Source organism: Halomonas litopenaei, assembly GCF_003045775.1.
Taxonomy (GTDB): Bacteria; Pseudomonadota; Gammaproteobacteria; order Pseudomonadales; family Halomonadaceae; genus Halomonas; species Halomonas litopenaei.
Genome location: NZ_PXNS01000004.1, coordinates 222,624 through 248,568 on the forward strand (window position 1 = coordinate 222,624; position 25,945 = coordinate 248,568).

Here is a 25,945-nt window from a genome sequence, read left to right on the forward strand (position 1 = left end):
CCGCAATAGATTAGCCCGCCAGTCCCAGCATGCGCGGGATGGCCAGACTGATGGGTTCCCAGTAGGCGGTGGCCAGCAGCACCAGCAGCTCGACCACGATGAAGGGCCACAGCGAGCGAGTGATCGATTCGATGCGCTCGCCGGTCACCGACGCCAGCACGAACAGGCAGGCGCCGACCGGTGGTGTCATCAGCGAGATGGTCAGCGACAGGATGATGATCATGCCTGCGTGTACCGGCTCAAGCCCGATGGTCGCGGCCAGGGGGGCGAGCACCGGCGCCAGGATGATCAACGCAGCGTTGATATCCATGAACAGGCCGATGAACAGCAGCAGGGCGACGATCATCGTGACCACCACCACGGGTGACTGCGACACCGACAGGAAGGCGTCGGCGATCAGCTGGGGGATCTGATTGAAGGTCATCCACCAGCCGAGGATCGAGGCCGAGGCGATGATCAGGAAGATGACCCCGGTGATCAGCGCGGTCCTCGCCAGCATCTCGTAGAGATCACGCCAGCCGATGTTGCGATAGCACACGCAGCCGACAAAGAGGGCGTAGAACACCGCCAGCGCAGCGGCTTCGGTGGGCGTGGTGATGCCGGTGAGGATGGCGCCGAGGATGAAGACCGGCAGGATCAGCGCCAGCAGGCTCAGGCGAAATTCCTTGAGAATACGAGCAAGGCTGGTGCCCTGTTCATCCTTGGGCAGGTTGAGGCGGCGGGCGGTGGCCGCGATCAGGCACATGCACACCAGACACAGCAGCAGCCCGGGGATGATCCCGGCGGCGAACAGCCCGGCAATCGACACCCCCATCAGCGAGCCGTAGATGATGGCCAGGGTGGATGGGGGGATGATCGGACCGATGATGGAGCCGGCCGCCGTGACGGCGCAGGCGTAAGGGCCACTGTAGCCGGCCTTCTTCATTGCCGGCACGAGGGTATTGCCGAAGGCGGCGGCGTCGGCGGTGGCCGAGCCGGTGAGCCCGGCGAACATCACCGACGCCAGCATGTTGGAGTGGGCCATGCCGCCGCGCAGCCAGCCCACCAGTGACTGGGCGAAGTTGACCAGGTTCAGGGTCAGCCCGGAACGGTTCATGATCTCGCCGGCGAGGATGAAGAACGGCATCGCCAGGAACGGGAACAGGTTCAGCCCAGAAAAGAACTTGTCAGGGACCATGGCGAGAAAACTGCCACCGCCCATGTCGACGAGTCCCAGCAGCCCGGCGACGCCGAGCACGATACCCACCGGCATGCCGATGACCAGCAGCAGAAAGAAGGCAGAGGCGACTAGCACCATGAGGGCGACTCCTGTTCAGGTGCGCTCGAGCGCCGGTTGGGGGGACGTACGCTTCATGTCCTTCAGCGCAGACAGAGCGAGCTGCAGGCACGCCACTCCGGAGGCGATGGGGAGGATCAGGTAGGGGTAGCCCTTGGGAACCCCGAAGATCATGGTGGACTGACTGAAGCCGCGTTCGACGTAGGTCAGGCTGTAGAAGAACATGACCGCGAAAAAGGCGATGCCGATAAGGTCGAAGGACAGCGCAAGAACACGCTGGAGAAGCGCCGGAAGTCGGTCGAAGAGTACCAGCATGCCGACATGCTGGCGCCGACATATCCCCATGGAGATTGCCAGCAACGCGACCCAGATCATCAGATAACGGGCCATCTCTTCGGTAAAGGTGAGGTTCCAGGGAAGGACATAGCGGGCGAGGATGCCGGTCCAGACGGTGACGACCAGAACGGCGAGCAGAATGACGCAGCAACGCTCCACCCATTGGTCCAGGGTGTGGCTCAGTCGTGCCGCCAGGTCAAGGGTTCGTGACATGGTGATTGGCTCCCGTCGTGTCTTGTGTTTGTTCTTTACATCTTTGGTGCCAGAGTCGGGTTTCTATCGGTTTTTCAGTATTTTGCTGTGTTCAATGTTCCCTTTTTCGACCTGATAAAGCTCGAGGCGATAATAAATGGTGCAAGCGGATGTTCACCTTGGTGCAGACTGACTTTCGCGCTTGAACCCTTGTGGTGAATGTGTCGGTTTATCAGAATATAGGGTTTCTAGAAATTTTCCGTCATGAGATAAGTAGTCACTGGGTTAACGGCTTTTTTGGCACATGATTGTCCCCGTATATTCATCACTACAGAAGATATTGTTACAGCCTGGAGAGCTCATCCAGGCTGTCATGAAGCGCTTCGACTTCCCTCAGGCGCTGCTGACAGGTATCGATATTCTGACGGTAAAAAATGGTGCAGATCGCCTGGATCATGCTGAGGCAGGAGGCGTAGCTGTCGAAGGGTGAAGCCGAGGCCACCCGTGCTTCCAGGCGCCAGTCGCCTGCCAGGGTGGTCGGGCAGGTCGGATCGACCAGCAGCAGGGTCTTGGCTCCCTGCTGACGGCAGCAGTCGAGCAGGCTGGTCTCCTGGCCGGTGCGTCGCCTCAGCGCGATCAGTATCACCAGATCATCCGCTCCTACGTCGACCAGGTCCTCGCCGAGGGTCTGGCCTGGCCGGGGCAGCAGCTGGACATCGGGCCTGAGCAATTGCAATTGACGATGAAAGAAGCTCGCCAGCATCTGGCTGTTGCGAAACCCCGCTAGATGTACCCGGGGCGCCTTGCCCAGGGCCGAGATGGCCTCGCCTAGCGCCGCCTGGTCCAGCTCGGCGAAGCTGCGCGCCAGGTTGTCCTGTTCCTGCGCCAGGTGCATCCCGAGTGCGCTATCCGCATCGAGCCCGCCCAGTGCACTCTGGCTCCCTGACAGCGCTTGGCCCTCCGTCCCGCGTGCCGACGGCTGGCGCGAGCTGCCGCCCTGGGCGGCACTTTCCAGGCCGGTACCCTGCTCAAGCGCACCGCTGTCATGGCCGGTGGCGTTCTGGCCTGTCGCACTGTTGTTGCCAGGAGCCGGTCGACGGGCCTCGGTGGCGCTGGACAGGTACAGCGGCGAGCCCCAGCGCTGGGCGTCACGCACCTGCTGTCTGGCCTCGTTGAAGTCGCGGTAGCCGAGCCGGCGAAACAGGCGTGACGCCGCCGCTCGAGAGGTACCGGCGGCCTCGGCCAGTTCTCCCGCACCGTAGCGCGAGATGTCACCGGGAAAGTTCAGCAGCAGCTCGGCCAGTCGGCGCTCCGCCGGAGGCAGGTCCTGGTGGTGGGCGCGTAGCCTGGCTTCGAGGCTCTGTTCGTGGCTGAGGCTCTGTTCGTGGCTCATGTCGGCGTGGGTCGTGTCGGTCATGAAAGCAGTATGGCACGTGGTAAAGCGATGTGAAAATGTATTTTCAATAATTGACAAAGTGAAAATATGGTTTCAGATTGAGGTGAGATATTCAGGCCAGGTGACCTTTGCCAGGCCAGGGCCCCACCGCCCTCGCTTTGCCCGCCACCCCGCGCACGGGCTCGACGACCGCTTCCCACCGACTCCAGGAGACCCCATGACCGCGCTGATCGAACATTCCCGCTGGCGCCACGTCGCCAACCCACGCGTGACGCCCGGTGCGCCCATCGGCGAGCGTCAGCGCGCGATCCTCCACCAGGCAGCGCTCGAGCAGGCGCGGGACGAGATACGCCGCTGGCCCGGCTACGCCGCGACCCCGCTGGTGGGCCTCGACGGCCTGGCGGCGGCGGCGGGAGTGGCGGCGATCCACTACAAGGACGAGTCGGAGCGCTTCTCGCTAAAAAGCTTCAAGGCCCTCGGCGGCGCCTACGCGGTGCTGCGGTTGATCAAGCGTCGGCTCGGCGAGCAGGTCACCAGCGAGGCGCTGATGGCCGGCGAGTATCGCGACGCGCTGGACGGTTTGACCGTGTGCTGTGCTACCGACGGCAACCATGGTCGCTCGGTGGCCTGGGGCGCTCGTCAGTTCGGCGTGCGCTGCGTGATCTATCTGCACGCCACCGTCTCCCCGGGCCGGGAACAGGCCATCGCCGACTTCGGTGCCGAGATCCGCCGGGTCGCCGGCAACTACGATGATTCGGTCCGTCAGGCCGCCAGCGACGCGGCCGAATACGGCTGGTTCGTGGTGTCGGACACCTCGTATCCCGGCTACATGGAGGTGCCACGGGATGTGATGCAGGGCTACAGCGTGATGGTCGATGAGGCGGTGGATCAGCTCGATCAGCCGCCCACCCACTGCTTCGTCCAGGGCGGTGTGGGGGGGCTCGCCGCCGCGACCCTGGCCCAGCTGTGGGAGGCCTATGGGGTGAATCGTCCGCGCGTGATCGTGGTCGAGCCGGAGCGCGCTGCCTGTCTGCTGGAAAGCGCCCGCAGCGGCGAGCCGGTGGCGGTCGACGGCGACCTCGATACCCTGATGGCGGGGCTCGCCTGTGGCGAGGTGTCGCTGCTGGCCTGGGAGGTGCTCGATGAAGGCATCGACGACTATCTGGCGGTCAGTGATGAAGCGGCGGTGGAGGCGATGAAGCTGCTGGCCGAGGGCGTTGGCGGCGATCCGGCGCTGGTCGCCGGGGAAAGCGCGGTCGCCGGTCTGGTGGGGTTGCTGCTGGCTAGTCAAGAGCCGGATCTGGGCGCCCGGTTGGGCCTCGATGGCAATAGCCGAGTGCTGCTGATCGGCAGTGAAGGTGCCACCGACGCCGAGGTCTATCGTGAACTGGTCGGTGCCAGCGCCGAGGACGTCATCGCACGCGGGAGGGCCAACCATGTGGAATGATCTGCGTATCGACGGCGAACGCCTGTGGCAGCGACTGAACGAATTGGGCGAGATCGGCGCGTTGCCGGGGGGCGGAGTCTGCCGCCTGGCGTTGAGCGAGGAAGATCGCCTGGGCCGTGAGCGAGTGATGGGCTGGATGCAGGAACTCGGCCTCGAGATTCACCAGGACGCCATCGGCAATGTGTTTGGTCTGCGTCCGGGGCAGCAGCCCGGCCCACCGGTGATGACGGGGTCGCATATCGATACCGTGCGCACGGGAGGCCTCTACGACGGCAATCTTGGGGTGCTGGCCGGTCTCGAGGTGGTCCAGACGCTCAATCAGGCCGGTATCGAGACGCGCCGGCCGCTGTGCGTGGCCTTCTTTACCAATGAGGAAGGCGCGCGTTTCGCGCCGGACATGATGGGCAGCCTGGTCTATGTGGGCGGCATGCCACTGGAGCAGGCGCTGTCCACCCGCGGGATCGACGGCGAGAGCGTGGCCGATTGCCTGACGCGTATCGGTGCCGTGGGCGAGCGGCCGGTGGGCCGTCCCGAGGCGCACGCCTTTGTCGAGCTGCACGTGGAACAGGGGCCGGTGCTTGAACAGCAGGGCATCACCATCGGCGCGGTAGAGCAGGTACAAGGCATTTCCTGGTCGGAGTATCGCTTCGACGGCTGCTCCAATCACGCCGGCACCACGCCGATGTCGCTGCGACGTGACGCTGCCCATGGGGCGGTGGCCACCGCCGCCTACGTCCGGCAACGCGTCGAGCAGGCAGGTGGCCATCAGGTGGGCACCGTGGGACGTATGGCGTTCACCCCGGATCTGATCAACGTGGTCCCCCTGAGCGCCAGCATGACGGTGGATCTTCGCAATACCGACGATAGCGTGCTGCGCCAGGTCGAAGAGGACGTGGAGCGCTTCGCCCGGCAGGTCGCCGAAGAGGAGGGTCTGGCGTTCGAGCGACGCTCCCTGGCCCGCTTCGAGCCGGTGGACTTCGATCCTGAAGTGGTGGGGCTGGTCGAGACCACCGCGCGCCGCCTGGGCTACAGCGTGCGTCGCATGCCCAGCGGCGCCGGCCACGACGCCCAGATGCTGGCGCGGGTCTGTCCAACGGCGATGATCTTTGTGCCGAGCGTGGGCGGCATCAGTCACAACATCGAGGAGTACACCGCGCCCGAGGATGTCGCCGCGGGAGCCAACGTGCTGCTGCAGGTGCTGCTCGAGCTGTGCCAGTCCCCTGACGTCCCGAGAGAGAATCCATGAGTCGACATATCGTGGTAGGCGCGGCCCAGTTGGGCCCCATCGCACGCAGTGAGCCACGCTCCCGGGTGATCGAGCGGATGCTGGCGCTGCTGCACAAGGCGCACCGGCGTGGCGCGACCCTGCTGGTGTTTCCCGAACTGGCCTTGACCACCTTCTTTCCCCGCTGGTTTTTCGACGATGCCGATGAACTCGATGGTTTCTACGAAGGCGAGATGCCGGGGGAGGCCACCAGGCCCCTGTTCGAGGCGGCCAGGCAACTGGGTATCGGCTTCTACCTGGGCTACGCCGAACGCATCGAGTCGGGAGGCCGGGTGCACCGTTACAACACCTCGATCCTGGTCGACCAGGCCGGTGAGCTGGTGGGCAAGTATCGCAAGGTGCATCTGCCGGGCCATCATGAGCACGAACCCTGGCGGCCCTTCCAGCATCTGGAGAAGCGCTACTTTGAACCTGGCGAGGACGGCTTTGGCTGCTGGGAGGCCTTCGGCGGCAAGATGGGCATGGCGCTGTGCAATGATCGCCGCTGGCCGGAGACCTACCGGGTCAGCGCACTCAAGGGGGTCGAGCTGCTGATGCTGGGCTACAACACCCCGATCCACTATCCGCCGGTGCCGGAGCATGACCACCTGCAGGGCTTCCACAATCATCTGTGCATGCAGGCCGGGGCCTACCAGAACGGCATGTGGGTGGTGGGCGTCGCCAAGGCGGGCCGCGAAGAAGGCTGCGACCTGCTGGGGCAGAGCTGCATCATCGCCCCCACCGGCGAGATCGTCGCCATGGCCAGCACCCTGGAGGATGAGCTGATCGTCCACGAATGCGACCTGGACCGCACCCGGGAAATACGAGAGCACATCTTCAACTTCCGCCTGCACCGGCGACCGGAGTGCTACGGCGTACTGGTGGACGACGATCAATAGACCAAAAAAAACCGCCCCGAGGGGCGGCAGGCTAGTCACGACCTTCCTGGTCGTGGACACCGCGGCCAAGAAAGCCAGACGGTGTCTTCAGGGAACACGGCTTTGTCGTGGTCGAGGGCTCGACCTTACTGACGAATCAGGTAGTCGAAGGCGCCGAGGGCGGCGGTGGCACCTGCCCCCACGGCGATGACGATCTGCTTGTAGGGCACGGTGGTGACGTCGCCGGCGGCGAAGATGCCGGGGACCGAGGTCATGCCATGGGCGTCGGTGATGATCTCGCCGCGCTCGGAGAGCTCGATCGGCGAGTCCTTGAGCCATTCGGTGTTGGGCACCAGGCCGATCTGCACGAACACACCTTCCAGCTCGACCTGCTTGAGCTCGCCGCTGGCGCGCTCTTCATAGCTCAGGCCGGTGACGCGGTTGCCGTCGCCGTTGATCTCGGTGGTGCGGGCACCGGAGATGATCTCGACGTTGGGCAGACTGCGCAGCTTCTTCTGCAGCACGGCGTCGGCACGCAGCTCGTCCATGAACTCGAACAGGGTCACGTGGGCGACGATGCCGGCCAGGTCGATGGCCGCCTCGACGCCGGAATTGCCGCCGCCGATGACCGCGACGCGCTTGCCCTTGAACAGCGGGCCGTCGCAGTGCGGGCAGTAGGCCACTCCGCGGTTGCGGTACTCGGCCTCGCCGGGCACGTTCATCTCGCGCCAGCGGGCGCCGGTGGCCAGGATCAGCGTCTTGGCGCGCAGGCTGGCGCCGGAGGCGAAGCGCACCTCGTGCTCGCCGCCCGGCTCGCTTGACGGCACCAGAGCTTCTGCACGCTGCAGGTTCATGATGTCGACGTCGTACTGCTTGACGTGCTCTTCAAGCGCGGTGGCAAGCTTGGGCCCTTCGGTCTCCTGCACCGAGATGAAGTTCTCGATGGCCATGGTGTCGAGCACCTGGCCACCGAAGCGCTCGGCGGCGACGCCGGTGCGGATACCCTTGCGCGCGGCATAGATGGAGGCGGCTGCTCCGGCGGGACCGCCGCCGATGGTCAGCACCTCGAAGGACTCCTTGGCGCTGATCTTCTCGGCTTCACGCTTTTCGGCGCCGGTGTCGACCTTGGCCAGGATCTGCTCGAGGGTCATGCGGCCCTGGTCGAAGGGTTCGCCGTTGAGGTAGACACTCGGCACCGACATGATCTCGCGGGCCTCGACCTCGTCCTGGAACAGGGCGCCGTCGATGGCGTCGTGGGAGATCCGCGGGTTGAGAATGGCCATCAGGTTCAGCGCCTGGACCACGTCCGGGCAGTTCTGGCAGGACAGCGAGAAGTAGGTCTCGAAGTGCATGTCCGCGTCCAGCGCCTGGATCTGTTCGATCACCTCGGCGCTGGCCTTGGGCGGATGCCCGCCGACCTGCAGAAGCGCCAGTACCAGTGAGGTGAACTCGTGACCCATGGGGATGCCGGCAAACACCACCCCGGTGGGGGCGCCATCACGATAAAGGGCGAACGACGGCGTGCGTGGGTCCGTGCCTTCGGTGGACAGGCTGATGTGGCCGCTGAGCGCGGCGATGTCGCTGAGCAGGCCGTGGAGTTCCCTGGACTTGTCGCCGTCATCGAGGGTGGCGACAAGCTCGAAGGGGCGGGTGACACGTTCGAGATAGGCTTTCAGCTGTTGCTTGAGAGAGTCGTCCAACATGACAGCGGCAATCCTGATAAAAATCGGAAAATGGTGGTCTGCGGCGGGGGCGTAGTGCCGGTATCGGCGAACTGGCCGATCATTGGGCCGCAGAATCCCCACCGGGCCGAAGGACCCGATCTCGCATAAGCGACTGGTAGGACGACCGAGACGAACGACCCGGTGGGGAAAAGGGTGTCACCTCAGGGGTGACGGGCGCCTCTGGCGAGGCGCCGTGACTGCGACAAGGGACACTAAGGCTGAGTCAGCCAGCCTTGGCGCAGTCACATCTTGCTCAAGACACTTTCGGTCAAGTGTCAGATCTGGCGGACAAGTGCCAGATCTTGCGGACAAGGCTTAGATCTTGCCGACGAGGTCCAGGGACGGCGCCAGGGTCTCTTCGCCTTCTTTCCACTTGGCCGGGCACACCTCGTTGGGGTGGGCGGCGACGTACTGGGCAGCCTTGACCTTGCGCAGCAGCTCTTCGGCGTTGCGGCCGATGTTGCCGGCGTTGATCTCGACGATCTGGATCTTGCCCTCGGGATCGATGACGAAGGTGCCACGCTCGGCCAGGCCGTCTTCCTCGATCAGCACCTCGAAGTTGCGCGAGATGGTCAGGGTCGGGTCGGCGATCATCGGGAACTGCAGCTTGCCGATGGTCTCGGAGCTGTCGTGCCAGGCCTTGTGGGTGAAGTGGGTGTCGGTGGAGACGCTGTAGATCTCGACGCCCAGCTTCTTGAATTCTTCGTAGTTGTCCGCCAGGTCACCAAGCTCGGTCGGGCAGACGAAGGTGAAGTCGGCCGGGTAGAAGAAGACGATGCTCCACTGGCCTTTCATGTCGTCGCTTGAGACGTCGACGAACTCGCCGTTGTGGTAAGCGGTGGCCTTGAACGGCTTGACTTCGGTGTTGATCAGGGACATTCCCGTCTCCTTTGAGCGATGGGTGTATTGTCTGAAGACAGGGCTCACCTTACGCAGAAACGAGCAATTGGATAAATTGAATGGTCCGATAATCCTGATAAGAGATGGCTATGGGGTGGCTGTTCCCTCTAGTCGGCCGCTCTTTCTAACCTGCCGTTTTGCCAGTGGTTTTCTTCTTTCGTTTTCTTCTTTCGCTTTCTTCGCTGAGTTGTCGGAGCGGCTCAGTGCTCGCTTAATCGCGCGCGCAGTCGGCTCACCGCCTGGCTATGGATCTGGCACACCCGGGACTCGCTGACCCCCAGCACGGCGCCGATCTCCTTGAGGTTGAGTTCCTCCTGGTAGTAGAGCGCCATCAGCAGTTTTTCCCGCTCGGGCAGCTCGGCGATGGCGGCGACCAGCGCCTCGCGGCGTTCGCCGTCGAGCAGTTCGGCCAGCGGTGCCATGCCGATCTGGTCACTGAAGCGATGCTCGTTGCCTTCGGCGAGCAATTCCTCGAAGGGCATCAGCTGGCCGTTGTTGACGTCGCTCAACAGGCGTCGGTAGCTGACCAGGTCCATGTCCAGCGCCTCGGCGATCTCGTGTTCCTCCGGGGGGCGGCCGAGGCGCTGCTGCAGCTCGCGGGTGGCCTCGTCCAGTGCCCGGGCCTGGCGGCGTACGCTGCGCGGCAGCCAGTCGCGGCTGCGCAGTTCGTCGAGCATGGCGCCGCGCACCCGCTGGCTGGCGAAGGTCGTGAACTGGGCGCCCTGGCTTGCATCGAAGCGCCCCAGCGCCTCCAGCAGGCCGACGATGCCGGCCTGGATCAGATCATCCAGGTCGACCCCGGCGGGCAGCTTGACCTGCAGCGCCAGGGCCTGGCGACGCACCATGGGGAGGTAGGCTTCGAGCTGGGACTGATGCTCCATTCTGCCTTGTGCGGTGTACATGGCACTTTCCTCTGGGACAGCCTCAACGGTGGTTGACGATCACGCTCATGCCGTCGACAACGAGCGGCGACTCACCATCCAGGAGACGGAAACGAAAGACGAAGGGGCCGGCGGCGTCGAGGCCGGCGAAGTGTTCGGTGCTGCCGTGGGCGGCCTTCAGGCGCAGGCAGCGCTGTCCATGGCACAGGCGACCCTGCAGGCGGGCGCCAGGCGCTGTGCGATAGCGCCACACCACCCGCTCGATCACGCCCTCGACGCTGGCGGAGGGCGGCGTCAGCGGTCGCGACGACTGGTCGAGCTGGCTCGAGGCGACGGTCATGCGCGGGGCGTTGGCGGTCCAGGCACCGGGGAAGCCCTGGGCGCCGCTGGCGATCAGCCACAGCGCCAGCAGGGCGAGTGTCGCCAGGCGTCTCGGCGTAATCCGGGTTCTCCGGGCAAGGATCAAGGCTGGGAGCATGGTCACATCCCCCCGACCTGATGGGTGACGCGCAGCATGCGGTCGTCGGGGATCTCGGCCTGGGACATCACCACCAGGTGGCGCAGACGGCGGCGCAGGAAGCGTGCCAGCACCGGGCGCAGGCTCGGGGTGACCACCAGCACCGGCGGCTCGCCGGTGGCCTCGTGGCGGCCCAGCGCCGCCTCGGTCTGGTCCATCAGGGTCTGGGCCAGGCCCGGCTCCAGGGCGCCGTTGCCGTTCATGGCCTGGTGCAGCACCTGTTCGAGCTGGGGCTCGAGGCCGATGACGTTGAGCGATTCCTGTCCGGCGAACCACTGCTGGGTGATGGCGCGGCCGAGCGCGATGCGCACCAGGGCGGTCAGCTCGGTGGGGTCCTGCTGATGGGGTGCGTGCTCGGCCAGGGTATCGAGGATGGTGCGCAGATCACGGATCGACACGTCCTCGTCCAGCAACTGCTGCAGCACCCGGGTGAAGGCGGTCAGCGACAGCGCCTTGGGCACCACCTCCTCGACCAGCGACTTCTGCTCTGCGCTGAGCTTGTCGAGCAGCTTCTGCACCTCCTGGCGCCCCAGCATCTCGGAGGCGTGGCGGTGCAGCAGGTGGTTCAGGTGGGTGGCGACCACGGTGCTGGCGTCGACCACGGTGTAGCCGTAGACCTGGGCGCGTTCGCGCTGGCTGGCGTCGATCCACACCGCCGGCAGGCCGAAGGCCGGGTCCTGGGTCGGGGTGCCGTCCAGCTCGCCGGACACCTGGCCGGGGTCGATGGCTAGCCAGCGCCCGGGCCAGGCCTCGGCGCGGCCGATCTCGGCGCCCTTCAGGGTGACCCGGTAGGTGGAGGCGTCCAGCTCCAGGTTGTCGCGGATATGCACCACCGGTGGCAGGAAGCCGACCTCCTGGGCGAACTTCTTGCGCACGCTCTTGATCCGACCAAGCAGCTCCCCCTGTTGGCGCGCGTCGACCAGCGGAATCAGCCGGTGGCCGACCTCCAGGCCCAGGGTATCGACCAGCTGGACGTCGTCCCAGCTCGCCTCCGGGGCTTCCGGGGGGGGCGCCGGGGCGGTGCTTTCCTGCTCTTCGACCAGGCGCTTCTCGGACTGGCGGGTCAGCCACCAGGCCAGGGTCGCAAGCAGTACGGTAAACAGCAGGAACACCAGGTTGGGCATGCCCGGCACCAGGCCCAGCAGGCCCATCACCCCGGCCGCCAGGATCAGCACCTTGGGATTGACGAACAGCTGGCTGATCATCTGCTGGCCGACGTCCTGGTCGGTGTTGACCCGGGACACCGTGACGCCGGCGGCGGTGGAGATCACCAGCGCCGGGATCTGGGCCACCAGTCCGTCGCCGATGGTCAGCAGGATGTAGGTGCGGGCGGCGTCGGAGAAGGCCATGTCGTACTGCATCAGGCCGATCATCAGCCCGCCCAGCACGTTGACCACCATGATGATCAGGCCGGCCATGGCGTCGCCGCGCACGAACTTGCTGGCGCCGTCCATGGAACCGTAGAAGTCGGCCTCCTGGGCCACCTCGGCGCGCCGCCGCTTGGCGTCTTCCTCGCCGATAAGACCGGCGTTGAGGTCGGCGTCGATGGCCATCTGCTTGCCCGGCATGGCGTCGAGCATGAAGCGTGCGCCCACTTCGGCGATGCGCCCGGCGCCCTTGGTGATGACCATGAAGTTGATGATCACCAAGATCAAGAACACCACCAGACCCACCGCGAAGTTGCCGCCGACCAGAAACTGGCCGAAGGCCTCGATGACCTTGCCGGCGGCGTCGCCGCCTTCGTGGCCATTCATCAGCACCACCCGGGTGGAGGCCACGTTGAGCGATAGCCGCAGAAGGGTGGTGAACAGCAGCACCGCAGGGAAGGCGGCGAAGTCCAGCGGCTTTTCGGTGAACATGCTGACCAGCAGCACCATCACCGCCAGGGCGATGTTGAAGGTAAACAGCACATCCAGCGCGAAGGGCGGCAGCGGCAGGATCATCATCGCCAGGATCATGATGATCAACAGCGGGCCGGCCAGCACCTTCATCGGGATCTCGGCCATCCAGTCGCGGCGGGTCAGGTACTGGGACAACGGCTTCATCCGTGGTCTCCCGCCGGGCTGGCGATGGCGCTGTGGTCAGGCGCTGGGGTCATGGTTGTCTCTCGTCTGCTGTCACATTGCGCTCTGGCGTGGAGGCGGCCACGGCCAGTTCGGCGGGCACCTGGATGGATTCTGGGGCGGGCGGCGGCGTCTCGCCTTCGCTGGCGGCGCGTTTGAGGCCGAAGGCCCAGGCCAGCACCTCGGCCACCGCGGTGTAGAGTTCCATGGGAATCTCGCGATCCAGGTCCACGTGGCGGTACAGGGTGCGCGCCAGGGGCGGCGCCTCGAGCAGTGGCACGCCGGCCTCACCGGCCAGCTCGCGGATGCGCGCGGCCACCGCGTCGGCGCCCTTGGCGACGACCCGTGGTGCGCCCATGCTGCCTTCGCGGTAGCTCAGCGCCACCGCGTAGTGGGTGGGGTTGGTGACCACCACGTCGGCGTCGGGCACCTGGCTCATCATGCGGCCTCGGGCCATGGCCTGCTGCTGCTGGCGGATGCGGCCCTTGACCTGGGGGTCGCCCTCGGACTCCTTGTGCTCCTGCTTGATCTCTTCCTTGCTCATGCGCAGCTTCTTGGCGTGGCTCCATAGCTGGTAGGGCACATCGATCAGGATCACCACCACCAGGGTCAGCACCATCAGCGCGCTGGCCTCGGCGGCCAGCTTCATCGATGCCGCCAGCGCCGCGGCGATGGGCAATTCCATCAGGCTCAGCGCCTCGCCCCGATGCAGGTAGACGAAGCCCAGGCCGACACCGCCCACCAGCACCGACTTGGCGATGGCCTTGCCCAGCTCCGCCAGGGCGTGGGTGGAGAACATGCGCTTGAGGCCCTTGACCGGGTTCAGCTTCGACGCCTGGGGCTTGAGTGCCTTGGCCGATACCAGCCAGCCGCCGAGCAGTGCCGGCGCCACCAGCGCGATCAGGGTCAGCAGCAGAAACAGCGGAATCAGGCTAAGCAGGGTGCGACTGCCCAGGTCCAGCGCCTGGGACAGCATCGGCATGGTCTCCATGGCCTCGCGGCGCTCGAACAGGAAGGCCTGCTCCATCACGCTGCCCAGCTGGCCGTAGAGCATGGCACCCATGGACCACAGCCCGACCACGCCGCCGAGCAGCAGCATGAAAGTGGCGAGTTCCCGCGAACGCGCTACCTGGCCTTCCTCGCGCGCCTTCTCAAGGCGTCGCGGGGTGGCCTCTTCGGTCTTTTCCTGATCGCTGGAGCTGTCGGCCATGGGGGATCAACGGGCACAAGTTCTGGTATGGCCCATTGTCCCTTGGGCAGGCCAGTTCAAAGGCCCGAAAAGGTGACGAGAAAGAGGGCTTACCCCCTGATGGGGGAAGCCCTGTCTGATCCCGGGAAGGGATGGTAGGCGCGCGGCCCTCGGCGAGGCGGCTAGAAACCCAGTTCGTCGAGCAGGTCGTCGACCTGGTCCTGGCTCGCCACCACGTCGCTGCTCTCAGGCTTGACCTGGGGGCCGTTGAGCAACGAATCCTCGTTGCGCCGGCGCAGGCTTTCACGGGCTTCGCTCTCGGGCACGCTGTCGATCAGCACCTGCACCAGCTGGTCCTCGATCTCGCGGATGACGTCCATCATGCGCTTGATCACCTGGCCGGTCAGATCCTGGAAGTCCTGGGCCATCAGGATCTCCAGCAGCTCCTTTTGGGTGGCCTGGGTGTTCTCCGGCACCATCGTCAGGTAGGCACGGGTGTCGCTGACCAGGTCGCGGGCCTCGTCGAGCTCCTTGGGGGCGTCGAACCACTGCTGCCAGCGATCGTCCAGCGCCTTGGCGTGTTCGCTCAGACTATCCTGCAGCGGCTGGGCGCGGTCGATGGCGTTGAGCGAGCGTTCTGCCGCCTGTTCGGTCATGGTGGCAACGTAGCTAAGGCGGTCACGGGCGTCGGGGATGGCCTCTGCGGCCTTTTCGATCTCCTTGTCCAGGCCCAGCTCGCGCATGCTTTCACGCAGCATGCGGGTCAGTTGGCCGATGCGCTGGACCAGGTCGTCGCCCTGGGCGTTGGGCCCGGGGGCGGCGCTGGCGATCTGCTGTTGTGTCATCGTTGTCTCCTCGTGGCGCCAGGGCGTCACATACCGAGCTTTTCGAAGATCTTGTTGAGTTTTTCTTCGAGGGTGGCGGCGGTGAACGGCTTGACCACGTAACCGTTGGCGCCGGCTTGCGCCGCGGCGATGATGTTTTCCTTCTTGGCCTCGGCGGTCACCATCAGGACCGGCAGTGACTTCAGGGCATCGTCGCCACGGATGGCCTTGAGCATCTCCAGGCCGTCCAGGTTGGGCATGTTCCAGTCGGAGACCACGAAGTCGAAACCGCCTTCACGCAGTTTTGCCAGGCCGTCCTGGCCGTCCTCGGCCTCTTCCACATTGGTGAAGCCCAGCTCCTTGAGCAGGCTGCGCACGATGCGGCGCATGGTGGGAAAGTCGTCCACCACCAGGATGCGCATGTTCTTGTCGGCCATTGATACGGGTCCTCGTCGTCGTTATCGCTTGGGGTGGAGGCCTAGAAGGCCTCCCATTCGGTTTCGTCGTGTCGCTGGCTCGCGCGGGCCTCGGGCTCGCGGCGACCATCGCTGCTGTCTGTGCTGCGGCCATCGTCATCGAGGTCGTCAGGGACGCTGCCGGTGCTCGCGGTCAGCGGCTGTCCCGGCGCGCTTGCCAGCGCAACGGGGCTATCTGTCTCGAGCCCTGCTGGCAGGCGGAACACTTCCACCGCGGCGGCCAGCTGGCGCGCCTGCAGCGCCAGGTCTTCGGCGGCGCGTGACACCTGCTGCACCAGCGAGGCGTTCTGCTGGGTGGTCTGGTCCATCTGTACTACCGCCTGGCCGATCTGTCCGATGCCGTCGCTCTGCTCGCGGGAGGCCACGGCGATCTCGTCGACGATGTCGAGCACCCGGCGCACCGAGCTGACCACCTCTGCCATGGTCTCGCCGGCCTGACGGGCGAGTCGGGTACCACCGTCGACGCGGCTGGTGGAGGTCTCGATCAACGACTTGATGCGACCGGCGGCCTCGGCGCTGCGACTGGCCAGGCTGCGGACCTCGCCGGCGACCACCGCGAAGCCGCGGCCCTGTTCGCCGGCCCGTGCCGCCTCCACCGAGGCGTTGAGCGCCAGGATGTTGGTCTGAAAGGCGATGGCATCGATCATCCCGGTGATCTCGCTGATCTGGCGCGAGTCCTGGCTGATGGTTTCCATGGTCTCCACCACCTGGCTGACCACCTGGCCACCCTGTTCGGCAGTGGTCGAGGCCTGGCTTGCCAGATGGCGTGCCTGGCCGGCGTTGTCGGCGTTCTGGGACACCGTGGTGGTGAGCTGCTCCATGCTGGCGGCGGTCTGTTCGATGGAGGCCGCCTGCTGTTCGGTGCGGGTCGCCAGATCGACATTGCCCGAGGCGATCTCGTGGCTGCCGCTGGCCATGCGTGTGCCGCCCCGGCGAACCTCGCTGACGGTCTGGCCAAGCTTGTGCTGCATTTCCTGCATGGCGCGAAATAGCTGGCTGATCTCGTTGTCGCCCCGCACCTGGATCGGTCGCGACAGGTCGGCGTGGGCGATGGCGTCCAGGCTCTCCACCGCCCGTGCCAGCGGCTTGATCACCAGGCTTTTCAACAGCAGGTAGGCGCCGGCGATGGCCAGCAGGATCATCGCCAGGGCCGCCAGCTCCAGCCCGCGGTCAAGGCGTGACTGACGTTCGAAGTCGCTGACGATGGTGTTGCCGCGGGCGTCGGCGTAGCTGCTGAACGCATCGAGTGCCTGGTTGAGCTCGGCAAGTTCGGGGGCAAGCGCCAGGCTACCGGCCTCGAAGCCTTCGCTGTCGCCATCGCGCAGTGCCTCGATCAGCTTGACGGCGCCGTCCATGACCACCGGGTAGCGGTCCTCGATGCGCCCGCCGACGGCCTCGCCCTGGGGGGTGCGGGGGACGGCGGCGAAACGGTCGAAGTGGGACTCGGCACTGACGATCAGCTCCTGGGCCTTGTCCAGCCGATCCAGTTGCTGGCTGGTGGCGGCGACCTCGATCTCCAGCAGTGCCTCGTTGAGCAGGGCGTCACCGCGATTGACCGCGTTGAGCTGCTCGACGTTGATGCGGTTGAGCAGCGACAGGGTGTCGGCAGCCTTGTGACTGCTCAGCATGCCGATCCCCAGGCCGATGACCGAGGCGACCAGCAGACTGGCCAGCATCACGATCATCAGGGTGTGCAGGCGAATATTGCGTAGTAGTGACACGGTGAACTCCTTGAGCGAATACGCCCTTCCCTGGGCGACCATCAGACGCGCTGGGCACGGCCAGCGGCGGCGACCAGCGCGAGAATCCTCGGCGCCACTTCAGGCAAGGCGACGGTTTCGTCCGCCCCTCCCAGGGCGATGGCTTCCCGCGGCATGCCGAACACCACGCAGCTGGCTTCGTCCTGGGCCAGGGTGGAAGCGCCGGCCTGGCGCATCTTCACAAGGCCGGCGGCTCCGTCCTTGCCCATGCCGGTGAGCAGTACGCCCACCGCGTTGGCGCCCGCCAGGCGTGCCACCGAGTCGAACATCACGTCCACCGAGGGGCGGTGGCGATTGACCGGCGGCCCGTCGTGCAGTCGGGCGATGTAGTTGGCGCCACTGCGGGCCAGCTCCAGGTGCATGTCACCCGGGGCGATGTAGGCGTGGCCGGGCAGCAGGCGCTCGCCGTCGCTGGCCTCCTTGACTGAGATCTGGCACAGCCGGTCCAGGCGCTCGGCGAAGGAGCGGGTAAAGCCGCCGGGCATATGCTGGGTGATGATGATGGCGGGGCTCGCCGCCGGCAGCGGCTCGAGCACCTGGCGGATGGCCTCGGTACCGCCGGTGGAGGCGCCGATGGCGACCAGCTTCTCGCTGCCGATGATGGGTGCCGACAGGCGCCTGGGCGGCTCCTGGTTCGGGCGCGTCTGGCGGGGGCGCGAGCGTGCCGCGGCGCGGATCTTGGCGGCGATGTCATTGGCGTAGTCGAGCATGCCGTCGCGGATGCCCAGGGTCGGCTTGGCGACAAAGTCCACCGCACCCAGCTCCAGTGCGCGCAGGGTGATGTCGGAGCCGGCCTGGGTCAGCGACGACACCATCAGTACCGGCATCGGGCGCAGCCGCATCAACCGCTCGAGAAAGTCGAGGCCATCCATGCGCGGCATTTCCACGTCCAGGGTCAGCACGTCCGGGTTGTGGCGCTTGATCAGATCCCGCGCCACCAGCGGATCGGGCGCCACCGCCACGACCTCCATGTCCGCCTGGGACTGGATGATTTCCTTCAACAGGTTGCGAATCAGGGCCGAGTCATCGACGCACAACACCTTGATCTTGGGGGCGCTCAAGCAGCTCTCCTAGGGGGATGGGCCAGTATCTGTGTTATCGGCGACCGGAAAGGGATCTTTAGACGTCGTTCAGCGCCCGGCCAGTCGATAGACGGTCTGGCCACGCAGACGGAAGGCGTCGCTGATCTGGGAGAAGTTCTCCGAATGGCCGGCGAACAGCAGGCCGTCGGGCTTGAGCAGCGGTGCAAAGCGTTCGAGGATCCGCGTCTGGGTCGGCTTGTCGAAGTAGATCATCACGTTTCGACAGAAGATCGCGTCAAACTTGCCTTCCATGCCCCAGCTCGGGGCGAGCAGGTTGAGCGACTGGAACGCAACACGTTGGCTGACGTCGGGATGAATCCGCGCCATGCCCTCGTGGCGGCCCTTGCCACGCAGGAAGTGGCGCCGCTTGAGGCCCTCGTCCAGCCGCGCGAGCTGCTCGATGCTGTAGACCCCGGCGCGGGCCCGGGCCAGGGCGTCGGTGTCGATATCGGTGGCGATGACCTCGAACTTGCCGGTATTGCCGCTGAAGACATCGCTCAACGTCATGGCGATGGAGTAGGGCTCCTCGCCGGTGGAGGCGGCGGCACACCACACTCGGTAACCGCCGGTACGACCACTGGCGTGCTCGGCCAGCAGCGGAAAATGGTGGGCCTCACGGAAGAAGGCCGTCAGATTGGTGGTCAAGGCATTGGTGAACGCCTCCCATTCCCTGGCATCCGGACGTCGTTCGAGTCTTTCCAGATAGTCGCTGAAGCGGGTCAGACCATGATGGCGCAGGCGCTTGGCCAGACGGCTGTAGACCATCTCGCGCTTGTGCTCGGCCAGCACGATGCCGGCCCGCTCATGGATCAGCTGACGAATGCGGCTGAAGTCGCGCTCGGTCAGCAGCAGGTCACGCTCGAGCGAGGGGATCCCCTCGCTCGTGCTCCAGCTGCCTGGTGGTGCCAGGGGCTCGTTCAAAAGGCTTCCCACTCCTCATGGTGTGTCTGGGCGGCTGGCGCCGGCTCGCGTCGCGGCGCACTGTCGTCGGTGCGTGGGTCCTGACGCTCGCGCTTCTCGCTCACCGTTTCCTGGGCCGAGCCCTTCAGGCGGAAGGCGCGAATGGCGAAGGCCAGTGCCTCGCTGTGGGCACGCAGCTGGTAGGCGGCGGCGGCGGAGGTCTGGACACGGGCGGCGTTCTGCTGGGTCACCTGGTCCATCTCGGTCACCGCCTGGTTGATCTGGACGATGCCGTTGCTCTGCTCGTTGGAGGCGGCGGTGATCTCCGCCATGATGTCATTGACCCGGGTGGTGGCTTCCATGACCTCGGTCATGGAGGCTTCGGCCTGGCGCACCAGCTCGGCGCCGCCGTCGACCCGCTGGTTGGCGTCGTCGATCAGCCCACGGATCTCGCTGGCGGCGTCGGCGCTGCGGCCGGCCAGCTTGCGCACCTCGCCGGCCACCACCGCAAAGCCACGACCCTGCTCGCCGGCCCGGGCGGCTTCCACCGAGGCATTCAGCGCCAGGATATTGGTCTGGAAGGCGATGGCATCGATGGTGGAGATGATCTCCGCCATCTTGCGCGAGCCCTCGGTAATCTCGCCCATGTTGCCCACCAGGCGCTGCATCAGCTCGCTGGTGGCCTGGGTGCGCTCGGCGTTGTCCGAGGCAAGACCACTGGCCTGACGCGCGTTGTCGCTGTTGTGGGCGACGGTGGTGGTCATCTCTTCCATGCTGGCGGCGGTCTGCTGCAGCGACGACGCCTGCTGCTCGGTACGCGCCGACAGGTCCTCGTTGCCCCTGGCGATATCGGCTACCGCCGGGGTGACCTGGCCGATGGCCTTGTTGACGTCGCCGATGATGCTGCCGAGGCTCTTGCGCATCACGTCGAGGCCGGCGATCACGCGGCCCATCTCGTCGCGCCGGGCGCTGGGCACTTCGGCGCCCAGGTTGCCTGAGGCGATCTGCAGACTGAAACGCTCCACTTCGCGCAGCGGCTTGAGCATGGCACGCAGGGTCAGGCCACCGATCAGCACCAGCAGCAAAAGGCCCGCACCGAGCACCCCGGCCAGCACCATCAGCATGGTCTGCTGCATCTGACTGGCTTTTGCCGCCAGGGCGTTGGCGGCGGCCTGCTTGTCCTGGATCAGGGTGGTGACCCGATCGGACAGCGCCTTGCCCTCGGCCTCTACCACGCCGATGTGGTTGGGCAGGGCGACGAACACCTCATAGCTGTCTTCACCCGTGAGGATCTCGATCGACTTGCCCAGGGAGTTCTCCAGGTACTCATTGAGCTGGCGCTCGAAGATGTCGGCCAGGGCGGTCTGGTTGACCTCGCGCTGGCGATAGCGCTCCCACAGTCCGCCGAGGCTCTGCTGGATCACCGAAAGCTCGGCGGCGTGCTCCTCACGCTTGTCCATCAGCGCCATGCGCTCCTTGCCCACCAGCGACGAATACCCCTGGGTGATCAGTTGATCCATGCGCTGCAGGCTGGCCACGTCCTGCAGGCCGTCCTGGTGGATGGACGCCAAATAGCCCACCGACTGACGCTCGGCGTAGAGCCCGATCGCACCGCTGGCCGCCAGCAGCACCGCCGCCACCCCGATCAGCCCGATCAGACGCGCCTTCATGCTCTTGAGGTTCAGTCGTCCCAGGGCACCGAAAAGCCCGCGCCGGCGCAGCTGGCCCTGGCGCAGGGCGTAGCGGGGGCGGCGCTTGCCGGCGCGGTAGTCGGCGTAGGCGCGCTCGGCCAGGGCGATCTCGTCACTCGACGCCTTGACCCGCACCGAGGCGTAGCCGACCACCTCGCCGCCCTCTTCCAGCGGCGAGACGCTGGCCCTGACCCAGTAGTAGTCGCCGTTCTTGCGGCGGTTCTTGACCAGTCCCTGCCAGGTCCTGCCGGCCTGGAGGCACTTCCACAGGTCGGCGAAGGCGGCCGGCGGCATCTCGGGGTGGCGCACCACGTTGTGGTGTTCGCCGATCAGTTCGTCGCGGGCAAAGCCGCTGACCTCGACGAAGGCCGGGTTGGCGTAGGTGATCCGGCCCTGGAGGTCGGTGCGGGAGATCAGGAAATGATCGTCGTCGAGCACGAATTCCCGCTGGGTGGTCGGTTGATTGTTTCGCATCTTGCCCCCTGCATGGTCGTTTTCTTGTGTGGTTGTCGCGGGCGCTGCCCGGGGTCGTTAGGGGCGACCCCGGGCAGCCCGGAGTGAGGTCGTCAGAACGACTCCCACTCGTCGTCGCTGCTGCTGTCGTGCTGGCTGGTGCTGGTGCTGGTGTTGCTGTTGGTCTGGCCGGCTCCGGGTCTTTGCCCGGCGTGGCGGCTGGCCTCGGCGTCGCGCTGGTTCGATCGCAGTGCCGGCATCCAGCGGGCCAGTTCGTCCTGGCTGTTGTCGGCATCGGCCCCGCTGTCGGCCAGCTGGAAGCGGCTCATGGTGGCGGTCAGACGGCTGGCCTCGGCCTCGAGCTGGTTGGAGGACGAGGCGGCCTGCTGCACCATCTGGGCGTTCTGCTGGGTCACCTGTTCCATCTGGTTGATGGCGTCGTTGACCTGGCCAATGCCGTGGCTCTGCTCGCTGGTGGCCGAGGCGATCTCGTCCATGATGTCGCTGACGCGAGTGACCGAGGTGACCAGTTCCTGCATCACCTGGCCGGCCTCATCCACCAGTTCGGTGCCCGAGCCGACCTGATTCAGCGAGGCGTCGATCAGCTCGCGAATCTCGCGTGCTGCCTCCGACGAGCGGCTGGCCAGCTTGCGCACCTCCTCGGCGACCACCGCAAAGCCGCGGCCGTGCTCGCCGGCACGCGCCGCCTCCACCGAGGCGTTCAGCGCCAGGATGTTGGTCTGGAAGGCGATGGCGTCGATGGTGCCGACGATGTCGGCGACCCGATGAGAGCCCGAGCGGATGTCGTGCATGGTGGTGACCACGCTTTGCATCACCTCGCCGCCGCGGCCGGCGGCGCTGCTCGCTTCGTTGGCCAGTTGGCTGGCCTGGCGGGCGTTGTCGGCGTTCTGGCTGACGGTGGAGGACAGCTCCTCCATGCTCGAGGCGGTCTCCTCCAGCGAGGCGGCCTGCTGTTCGGTGCGCGCGGACAGGTCGTTGTTGCCGCCGGCGATATGCTGGGCACCCTGGTAGATCAGGTTGCCGCTGTCGCGTACCGCGCCCACGGTGCCGGCCAGCCCCGCCTGCATCTTGGCCAGGGAGGCGTAGAGACGGCCGATCTCGTTGTTGCCGCGCTCGGGAATCTGCTGGTCCAGGCGACCGGACTCCACCGCCTCGAAGTAGCCGACCAGCCGCCCCAGCGGACGAATCACGTTGACCGTGACACCCCACAGCACGCAACCGATGGTCAGGGCGGCGATGATCAGCACGGCGACGATGGCCCACTGCAGCAGCCCCATGTTCTCGAGGAAGGTGTCGTAGAGCGCGGCGCCGTTGCTCTCGGCGGCGACGAAGAAGTCCACGGCTGCCTTGTAGAAGGCGTCGCTGAGTGCGATCAGGTCTTCGCGGTTCTGGGTGAAGACGTCGGTGTCGCCTTCGGCCAGCGCCGCCCGCTGCGGGATCAGCCCCTGGTCGATCAGGGCGCGGAAGGCCGCTTCCACCGCGGCGATGCGCTCGGCCTGTTCGGGGCGGCTCGGCAGCGCCATGAACTCGGCGAAGGTGGCCTCCAGGGTGGCCAGGTCGTCGTCGAGGGCAGCCGCCGCCTCGATCAGCGGTTCACGCTCCTCCGGCCACACCGCGTCGAGCAGTCCGGCCTGGATGTCGCGTAGCTCGAGCTGTAGGAACAGCTGCTGGGAGTTGGCCCGGTTGAGGGCGGATTGCTGGTCGACGTTGACCTCGTTCAGGCGCTGGATCGAGTCTTCGCTGAGCGAGGTGATATAGAGGCCGAGGGCGCTGAGCAGCGCCACCAGCAGGGCGAAGGTGCCCAGTACCAGCGTCCAGCTCAGCCTTACCGTCATGTCATTGAGTCGCTTCACGTGCCTTTCCTGTACGGGCGTCGTTTCAAGGGTCCAGGGACCGGATAGATCGGGAGCAGAAGGGGTCAGGCGCTGTCACCGGCGTGTTCGACCAGGGCCATTTCGTCGCTGGTCAACAGCTTGTCGATGTCCACCAGCACCAGCATGCGGTCCTCGAGGCTGCCCAGGCCGCTCAGGTAGTCCGACGACAGGGTCACGCCGAACTCCGGGGCCGGCTTGATCTGTTCCGGGGCCAGGGTCATCACGTCGGACACCGCATCGACCACGATGCCCACCACGCGGGTGCCCACGTTGACCACGATCACCACGGTCTGGCCGCCGTACTCGACCCGCTCCAGGCGGAACTTGATGCGCAGATCGACGATGGGAACGATGACCCCGCGCAGATTGGTCACGCCCTTGATGAAGGCCGGGGCGTTGGCGATGCGGGTGACGTTCTCGTAGCCGCGGATCTCCTGGACCTTGAGGATGTCGATGGCGTATTCCTCGTCGCCCAGGGAGAACACGAGGAATTCACGATGGCTCAGGTCGGTGGCCGCCTGTGCGGCCAGATCGGTGTGCTGGTTCATGCTGAAAGGTCCTCCGTCAGGGGCTGGGATTCAGGCAAAAGGTGGGCGCCGCGAGTATCGTGGTGGCGTCGCTGTTTCTTCTCGCGGTCGAGGCGGTGCAGGTCGGCGATGTCCAGGATCAGCGCCACGCTGCCGTCACCCAGGATGGTGGCGGCGGACACGCCCGGCACCCGCCGGTAGTTGGTTTCCAGATTCTTGACCACCACCTGCTGCTGGCCGATCAGGTCGTCCACCAGCAGGGCGTAGCGGCGCCCTTCGCCCTGGACGATGACGGCGATGGTCTCGGTGATCTCGGTGCGGGCGTTGGCCACGTCCAGCGCCGAATGGACCGCCACCACCGGCAGGTACTCGTCGCGCACCTGCAGCACCTGGTCGTCGCCGGCCATGGCGTAGAGGTTGTCGCGGGAGGGCTGCAGCGACTCCAGCACCGCCGACAGCGGCAGGATGAAGGTCTCCTCGCCGACCCGAATCGACATGCCGTCGAGGATCGCCAGGGTCAGCGGCAGCACGATGCGGGTGGTGGTGCCCTGGCCCTGGCGCGACAGGATCTCGACGTGACCGCCCATGGCCTGGATGTTGCGCTTGACCACGTCCATGCCGACCCCGCGGCCGGACACGTCGCTGACCTGGGCGGCGGTGGAGAAGCCGGGGGCGAAGATCAGCTGCCACACCTCGTCATCGCTCATCGCGTCGGAGACGTTCAGGCCGCTTTCGCGGGCCTTGGCCAGGATGCGCTCGCGGTCCAGGCCGGCGCCGTCGTCGATCACCTCGATCAGGATGTTGCCGCCCTGGTGCTGGGCCGACAGGGTCAGCCGTCCGGTCGCCGGCTTGCCGGCGGCAAGGCGCGCCTCGGGCGACTCGATGCCGTGGTCCAGGCTGTTGCGCACCAGGTGGGTCAGGGGGTCGATGATGCGTTCGGTCAGGCTCTTGTCGAGCTCGGTGGACTCGCCCTCGGTGGTCAGCTCCACGTCCTTGTCGAGCTTGGAGGCCAGGTCGCGGACCAGCCTTGGGTAACGGCTGAAGACGTAGTCCATCGGCACCATGCGGACCGACATCACCGCCTCCTGCAGATCCCGCGCATTGCGCTGCAACAGACTCATGCCGTTGAGCAGGCGCGGATCGGCGGCGGCGTCGAGCTCGCTGACGGTCTGGTCGAGCATCGACTGGGTGATGATCAGCTCACCGACCAGGTTGATGATCTGGTCGACCTTGTCCACCGAGACGCGGATGGAGCTGGCCTCTTTGACCGGCTTGGTGCTGGCCTTGCGCTGCTGGCGCGGCGGGGGCGAGCCGGCATCCGCGGTCGTGGCAGCAGCGGCGGCGGTCGTGACAGCAGCAGTGGCAGCAGCGGCGCTGCCCGCATCCGAGCCGGGCGCCGCAGGGGCTGGCTCGGCGGCAGGGGCTGGGGCGTCGGGGGCTTTTTCTGCGCTGTCGCCGGCGCTGTCGCCGGCGCTTTCCGGGGCGCTGTCAGTGCCGGTAACAGGGGCTGTGCCAGCGACACTCTGGCAGGGACGTATCTCGACCTGGTCGGCCTCGGCGATAAAGCACATCACCGCCTCGATATCCTCGGCGCTGACGCTGGTGGACAGCACCACCTCATGGCGCTGGGCGTCGCCGCGTCGCTCCAGCACCTCGCCGAGCTGGGCCAGCTCTTCCACCAGAAGCTCGCGGTCCTTGTCGGCCACGCCGATCAGCGCCACCACCAGGGCCGTGCCGTCGTCCTGTGCCGGCGCTTCACTGGTGGCGGCCTGATCCGCGGGCGAGTCGGCGGGCGGAGCCGTCGCCGCCGGGGCGGGGGCCGGATCAGCCGCTGCCGCCGCCGCAGGTGCCGCAGGCTCGGCGCCACCGTCCAACGCCTGGCCAATCTCCTCCAGTGCCAGGGTCTTCAGGGTCTGACAGATGCGCTCGTAGGCCTCCTGGTCCGGCGCCTGTTCGTTGCGGTAGGCGTCGAGCTGGTCGTTGAGCATGTCCTTGGTTTCCAGAAAGGTGTCGACGATGTCGGGGCGAAGGCGCAGCTCGCCGCGCCGGGTATGGTCGAGCAGGTTCTCGAACAGGTGGGTGGTGCGCTGCAGGATCTCGAAGCCGAACGTACCGGCGCCGCCCTTGATCGAGTGGGCGGCGCGGAAGATGGCGTTGAGCTGCTCGGTGTCCGGCGCTGCTGGATCCAGCTCCAGCAGATGGCGTTCCATGTCCGCCAGCAGTTCTTCGGCTTCCTCGAAGAAGGTGTCGTAGAAGTCGGTGATATCCATGCCT

The 25,945-nt window shown here is 66.2% G+C and carries 21 protein-coding genes; 3 read left to right on the forward strand and 18 right to left on the reverse strand.

What is annotated here, in order from left to right:
• Positions 1–10: 10 nt before the first annotated feature.
• The 3 genes from C6W88_RS07545 to C6W88_RS07555 all read right to left on the reverse strand — a co-directional run bounded on the left by C6W88_RS07545 (position 11) and on the right by C6W88_RS07555 (position 3,221).
• Complete coding sequence (locus C6W88_RS07545) at positions 11–1,297, reverse strand: TRAP transporter large permease (protein WP_181248614.1); 1,287 nt, start codon at positions 1,295–1,297, stop codon at positions 11–13.
• Positions 1,298–1,312: 15 nt separating this feature from the next.
• On the reverse strand, positions 1,313–1,825 hold the full coding sequence (locus C6W88_RS07550) for a TRAP transporter small permease (protein ID WP_108132015.1): 513 nt from the start codon (positions 1,823–1,825) through the stop codon (positions 1,313–1,315).
• Between the two features lie 322 nt (positions 1,826–2,147).
• A complete protein-coding gene (locus tag C6W88_RS07555) occupies positions 2,148–3,221 on the reverse strand; it encodes a MurR/RpiR family transcriptional regulator (RefSeq protein ID WP_108132016.1) in 1,074 nt (357 codons plus the stop codon).
• Between the two features lie 196 nt (positions 3,222–3,417).
• On the opposite strand from C6W88_RS07555, the gene C6W88_RS07560 reads away from it, so the two are divergent.
• From C6W88_RS07560 to C6W88_RS07570, 3 genes are read left to right on the forward strand one after another with little or no spacing between them, the layout of a single operon-like run.
• Positions 3,418–4,647, forward strand: coding sequence for a diaminopropionate ammonia-lyase (locus tag C6W88_RS07560; protein ID WP_108132017.1), 1,230 nt, complete (start codon positions 3,418–3,420; stop codon positions 4,645–4,647).
• Positions 4,637–5,893 carry a Zn-dependent hydrolase gene (locus C6W88_RS07565; protein ID WP_108132018.1) on the forward strand — a complete coding sequence of 419 codons (1,257 nt, stop codon included), beginning with the start codon at positions 4,637–4,639 and terminating at the stop codon, positions 5,891–5,893. The genes C6W88_RS07560 and C6W88_RS07565 overlap by 11 nt, the downstream gene beginning before the upstream one ends.
• Complete coding sequence (locus C6W88_RS07570; protein ID WP_108132019.1) at positions 5,890–6,810, forward strand: N-carbamoyl-D-amino-acid hydrolase; 921 nt, start codon at positions 5,890–5,892, stop codon at positions 6,808–6,810. The genes C6W88_RS07565 and C6W88_RS07570 overlap by 4 nt, the downstream gene beginning before the upstream one ends.
• 125 nt (positions 6,811–6,935) lie before the next feature.
• Here the strand turns inward: C6W88_RS07570 and ahpF are convergent, their stop codons facing one another.
• From ahpF to cheA, 15 genes are all read right to left on the reverse strand, one after another.
• Positions 6,936–8,492 carry an alkyl hydroperoxide reductase subunit F gene (gene ahpF / locus C6W88_RS07575; RefSeq protein ID WP_108132020.1) on the reverse strand — a complete coding sequence of 519 codons (1,557 nt, stop codon included), beginning with the start codon at positions 8,490–8,492 and terminating at the stop codon, positions 6,936–6,938.
• Positions 8,493–8,828: 336 nt separating this feature from the next.
• Entirely contained in the window at positions 8,829–9,392 is a 564-nt protein-coding gene (ahpC, locus tag C6W88_RS07580) for an alkyl hydroperoxide reductase subunit C (protein ID WP_045992348.1), read from the reverse strand.
• 221 nt (positions 9,393–9,613) lie between these two features.
• Positions 9,614–10,315, reverse strand: a complete 702-nt coding sequence (locus C6W88_RS07585; RefSeq protein WP_108132021.1) for an RNA polymerase sigma factor FliA — start codon at positions 10,313–10,315, stop codon at positions 9,614–9,616.
• A 22-nt stretch (positions 10,316–10,337) separates the two neighbouring features.
• Entirely contained in the window at positions 10,338–10,772 is a 435-nt protein-coding gene (locus C6W88_RS07590; RefSeq protein ID WP_108132022.1) for a flagellar protein FlhE, read from the reverse strand.
• 2 nt (positions 10,773–10,774) lie between these two features.
• Positions 10,775–12,856, reverse strand: a complete 2,082-nt coding sequence (flhA, locus tag C6W88_RS07595; RefSeq protein ID WP_108132023.1) for a flagellar biosynthesis protein FlhA — start codon at positions 12,854–12,856, stop codon at positions 10,775–10,777.
• 49 nt (positions 12,857–12,905) lie between these two features.
• A complete protein-coding gene (flhB, locus tag C6W88_RS07600) occupies positions 12,906–14,084 on the reverse strand; it encodes a flagellar biosynthesis protein FlhB (RefSeq protein WP_108132024.1) in 1,179 nt (392 codons plus the stop codon).
• A gap of 161 nt (positions 14,085–14,245) precedes the next feature.
• Complete coding sequence (gene cheZ / locus C6W88_RS07605) at positions 14,246–14,908, reverse strand: protein phosphatase CheZ (protein WP_108132025.1); 663 nt, start codon at positions 14,906–14,908, stop codon at positions 14,246–14,248.
• Positions 14,909–14,934: 26 nt separating this feature from the next.
• Complete coding sequence (cheY, locus tag C6W88_RS07610) at positions 14,935–15,324, reverse strand: chemotaxis response regulator CheY (RefSeq protein ID WP_045992353.1); 390 nt, start codon at positions 15,322–15,324, stop codon at positions 14,935–14,937.
• Positions 15,325–15,365: 41 nt separating this feature from the next.
• The gene (locus tag C6W88_RS07615) at positions 15,366–17,084 is read right to left on the reverse strand and encodes a methyl-accepting chemotaxis protein (RefSeq protein WP_231498573.1); all 1,719 of its coding nucleotides are present in this window, start codon (positions 17,082–17,084) and stop codon (positions 15,366–15,368) included.
• Positions 17,085–17,125: 41 nt separating this feature from the next.
• Positions 17,126–18,184, reverse strand: a complete 1,059-nt coding sequence (locus C6W88_RS07620) for a protein-glutamate methylesterase/protein-glutamine glutaminase (protein WP_045992355.1) — start codon at positions 18,182–18,184, stop codon at positions 17,126–17,128.
• A gap of 69 nt (positions 18,185–18,253) precedes the next feature.
• Positions 18,254–19,126 carry a CheR family methyltransferase gene (locus C6W88_RS07625; protein ID WP_108132027.1) on the reverse strand — a complete coding sequence of 291 codons (873 nt, stop codon included), beginning with the start codon at positions 19,124–19,126 and terminating at the stop codon, positions 18,254–18,256.
• Positions 19,123–21,270 (reverse strand): methyl-accepting chemotaxis protein, encoded by a 2,148-nt coding sequence (locus tag C6W88_RS07630; protein ID WP_108132028.1) that lies wholly within the window; start codon positions 21,268–21,270, stop codon positions 19,123–19,125. Before C6W88_RS07630 ends, C6W88_RS07625 begins: the two co-directional genes overlap by 4 nt.
• 92 nt (positions 21,271–21,362) lie before the next feature.
• Positions 21,363–23,123 carry a methyl-accepting chemotaxis protein gene (locus tag C6W88_RS07635; protein ID WP_231498574.1) on the reverse strand — a complete coding sequence of 587 codons (1,761 nt, stop codon included), beginning with the start codon at positions 23,121–23,123 and terminating at the stop codon, positions 21,363–21,365.
• A 65-nt stretch (positions 23,124–23,188) separates the two neighbouring features.
• Complete coding sequence (locus C6W88_RS07640; RefSeq protein ID WP_108132029.1) at positions 23,189–23,692, reverse strand: chemotaxis protein CheW; 504 nt, start codon at positions 23,690–23,692, stop codon at positions 23,189–23,191.
• Positions 23,689–25,941 carry a chemotaxis protein CheA gene (cheA, locus tag C6W88_RS07645; protein WP_108132030.1) on the reverse strand — a complete coding sequence of 751 codons (2,253 nt, stop codon included), beginning with the start codon at positions 25,939–25,941 and terminating at the stop codon, positions 23,689–23,691. Before cheA ends, C6W88_RS07640 begins: the two co-directional genes overlap by 4 nt.
• Positions 25,942–25,945: the final 4 nt, after the last annotated feature.

Excerpts from the sequence above, each read along its gene's own strand:
- C6W88_RS07545 (WP_181248614.1), bottom strand. The coding sequence starts at position 1,297 with ATGGTGCTAGTCGCCTCTGCCTTCTTTCTGCTGCTGGTCATCGGCATG.
- C6W88_RS07640 (WP_108132029.1), bottom strand. The coding sequence starts at position 23,692 with ATGAACCAGCACACCGATCTGGCCGCACAGGCGGCCACCGACCTGAGC.
- C6W88_RS07570 (WP_108132019.1), top strand. The coding sequence starts at position 5,890 with ATGAGTCGACATATCGTGGTAGGCGCGGCCCAGTTGGGCCCCATCGCA.
- C6W88_RS07565 (WP_108132018.1), top strand. The coding sequence starts at position 4,637 with ATGTGGAATGATCTGCGTATCGACGGCGAACGCCTGTGGCAGCGACTG.
- flhA (WP_108132023.1), bottom strand. The coding sequence starts at position 12,856 with ATGAAGCCGTTGTCCCAGTACCTGACCCGCCGCGACTGGATGGCCGAG.
- C6W88_RS07590 (WP_108132022.1), bottom strand. The coding sequence starts at position 10,772 with ATGCTCCCAGCCTTGATCCTTGCCCGGAGAACCCGGATTACGCCGAGA.
- C6W88_RS07560 (WP_108132017.1), top strand. The coding sequence starts at position 3,418 with ATGACCGCGCTGATCGAACATTCCCGCTGGCGCCACGTCGCCAACCCA.
- cheA (WP_108132030.1), bottom strand. The coding sequence starts at position 25,941 with ATGGATATCACCGACTTCTACGACACCTTCTTCGAGGAAGCCGAAGAA.
- cheY (WP_045992353.1), bottom strand. The coding sequence starts at position 15,324 with ATGGCCGACAAGAACATGCGCATCCTGGTGGTGGACGACTTTCCCACC.
- C6W88_RS07630 (WP_108132028.1), bottom strand. The coding sequence starts at position 21,270 with ATGCGAAACAATCAACCGACCACCCAGCGGGAATTCGTGCTCGACGAC.
- ahpC (WP_045992348.1), bottom strand. The coding sequence starts at position 9,392 with ATGTCCCTGATCAACACCGAAGTCAAGCCGTTCAAGGCCACCGCTTAC.
- flhB (WP_108132024.1), bottom strand. The coding sequence starts at position 14,084 with ATGGCCGACAGCTCCAGCGATCAGGAAAAGACCGAAGAGGCCACCCCG.
- C6W88_RS07585 (WP_108132021.1), bottom strand. The coding sequence starts at position 10,315 with ATGTACACCGCACAAGGCAGAATGGAGCATCAGTCCCAGCTCGAAGCC.
- cheZ (WP_108132025.1), bottom strand. The coding sequence starts at position 14,908 with ATGACACAACAGCAGATCGCCAGCGCCGCCCCCGGGCCCAACGCCCAG.
- C6W88_RS07555 (WP_108132016.1), bottom strand. The coding sequence starts at position 3,221 with ATGACCGACACGACCCACGCCGACATGAGCCACGAACAGAGCCTCAGC.
- ahpF (WP_108132020.1), bottom strand. The coding sequence starts at position 8,492 with ATGTTGGACGACTCTCTCAAGCAACAGCTGAAAGCCTATCTCGAACGT.
- C6W88_RS07550 (WP_108132015.1), bottom strand. The coding sequence starts at position 1,825 with ATGTCACGAACCCTTGACCTGGCGGCACGACTGAGCCACACCCTGGAC.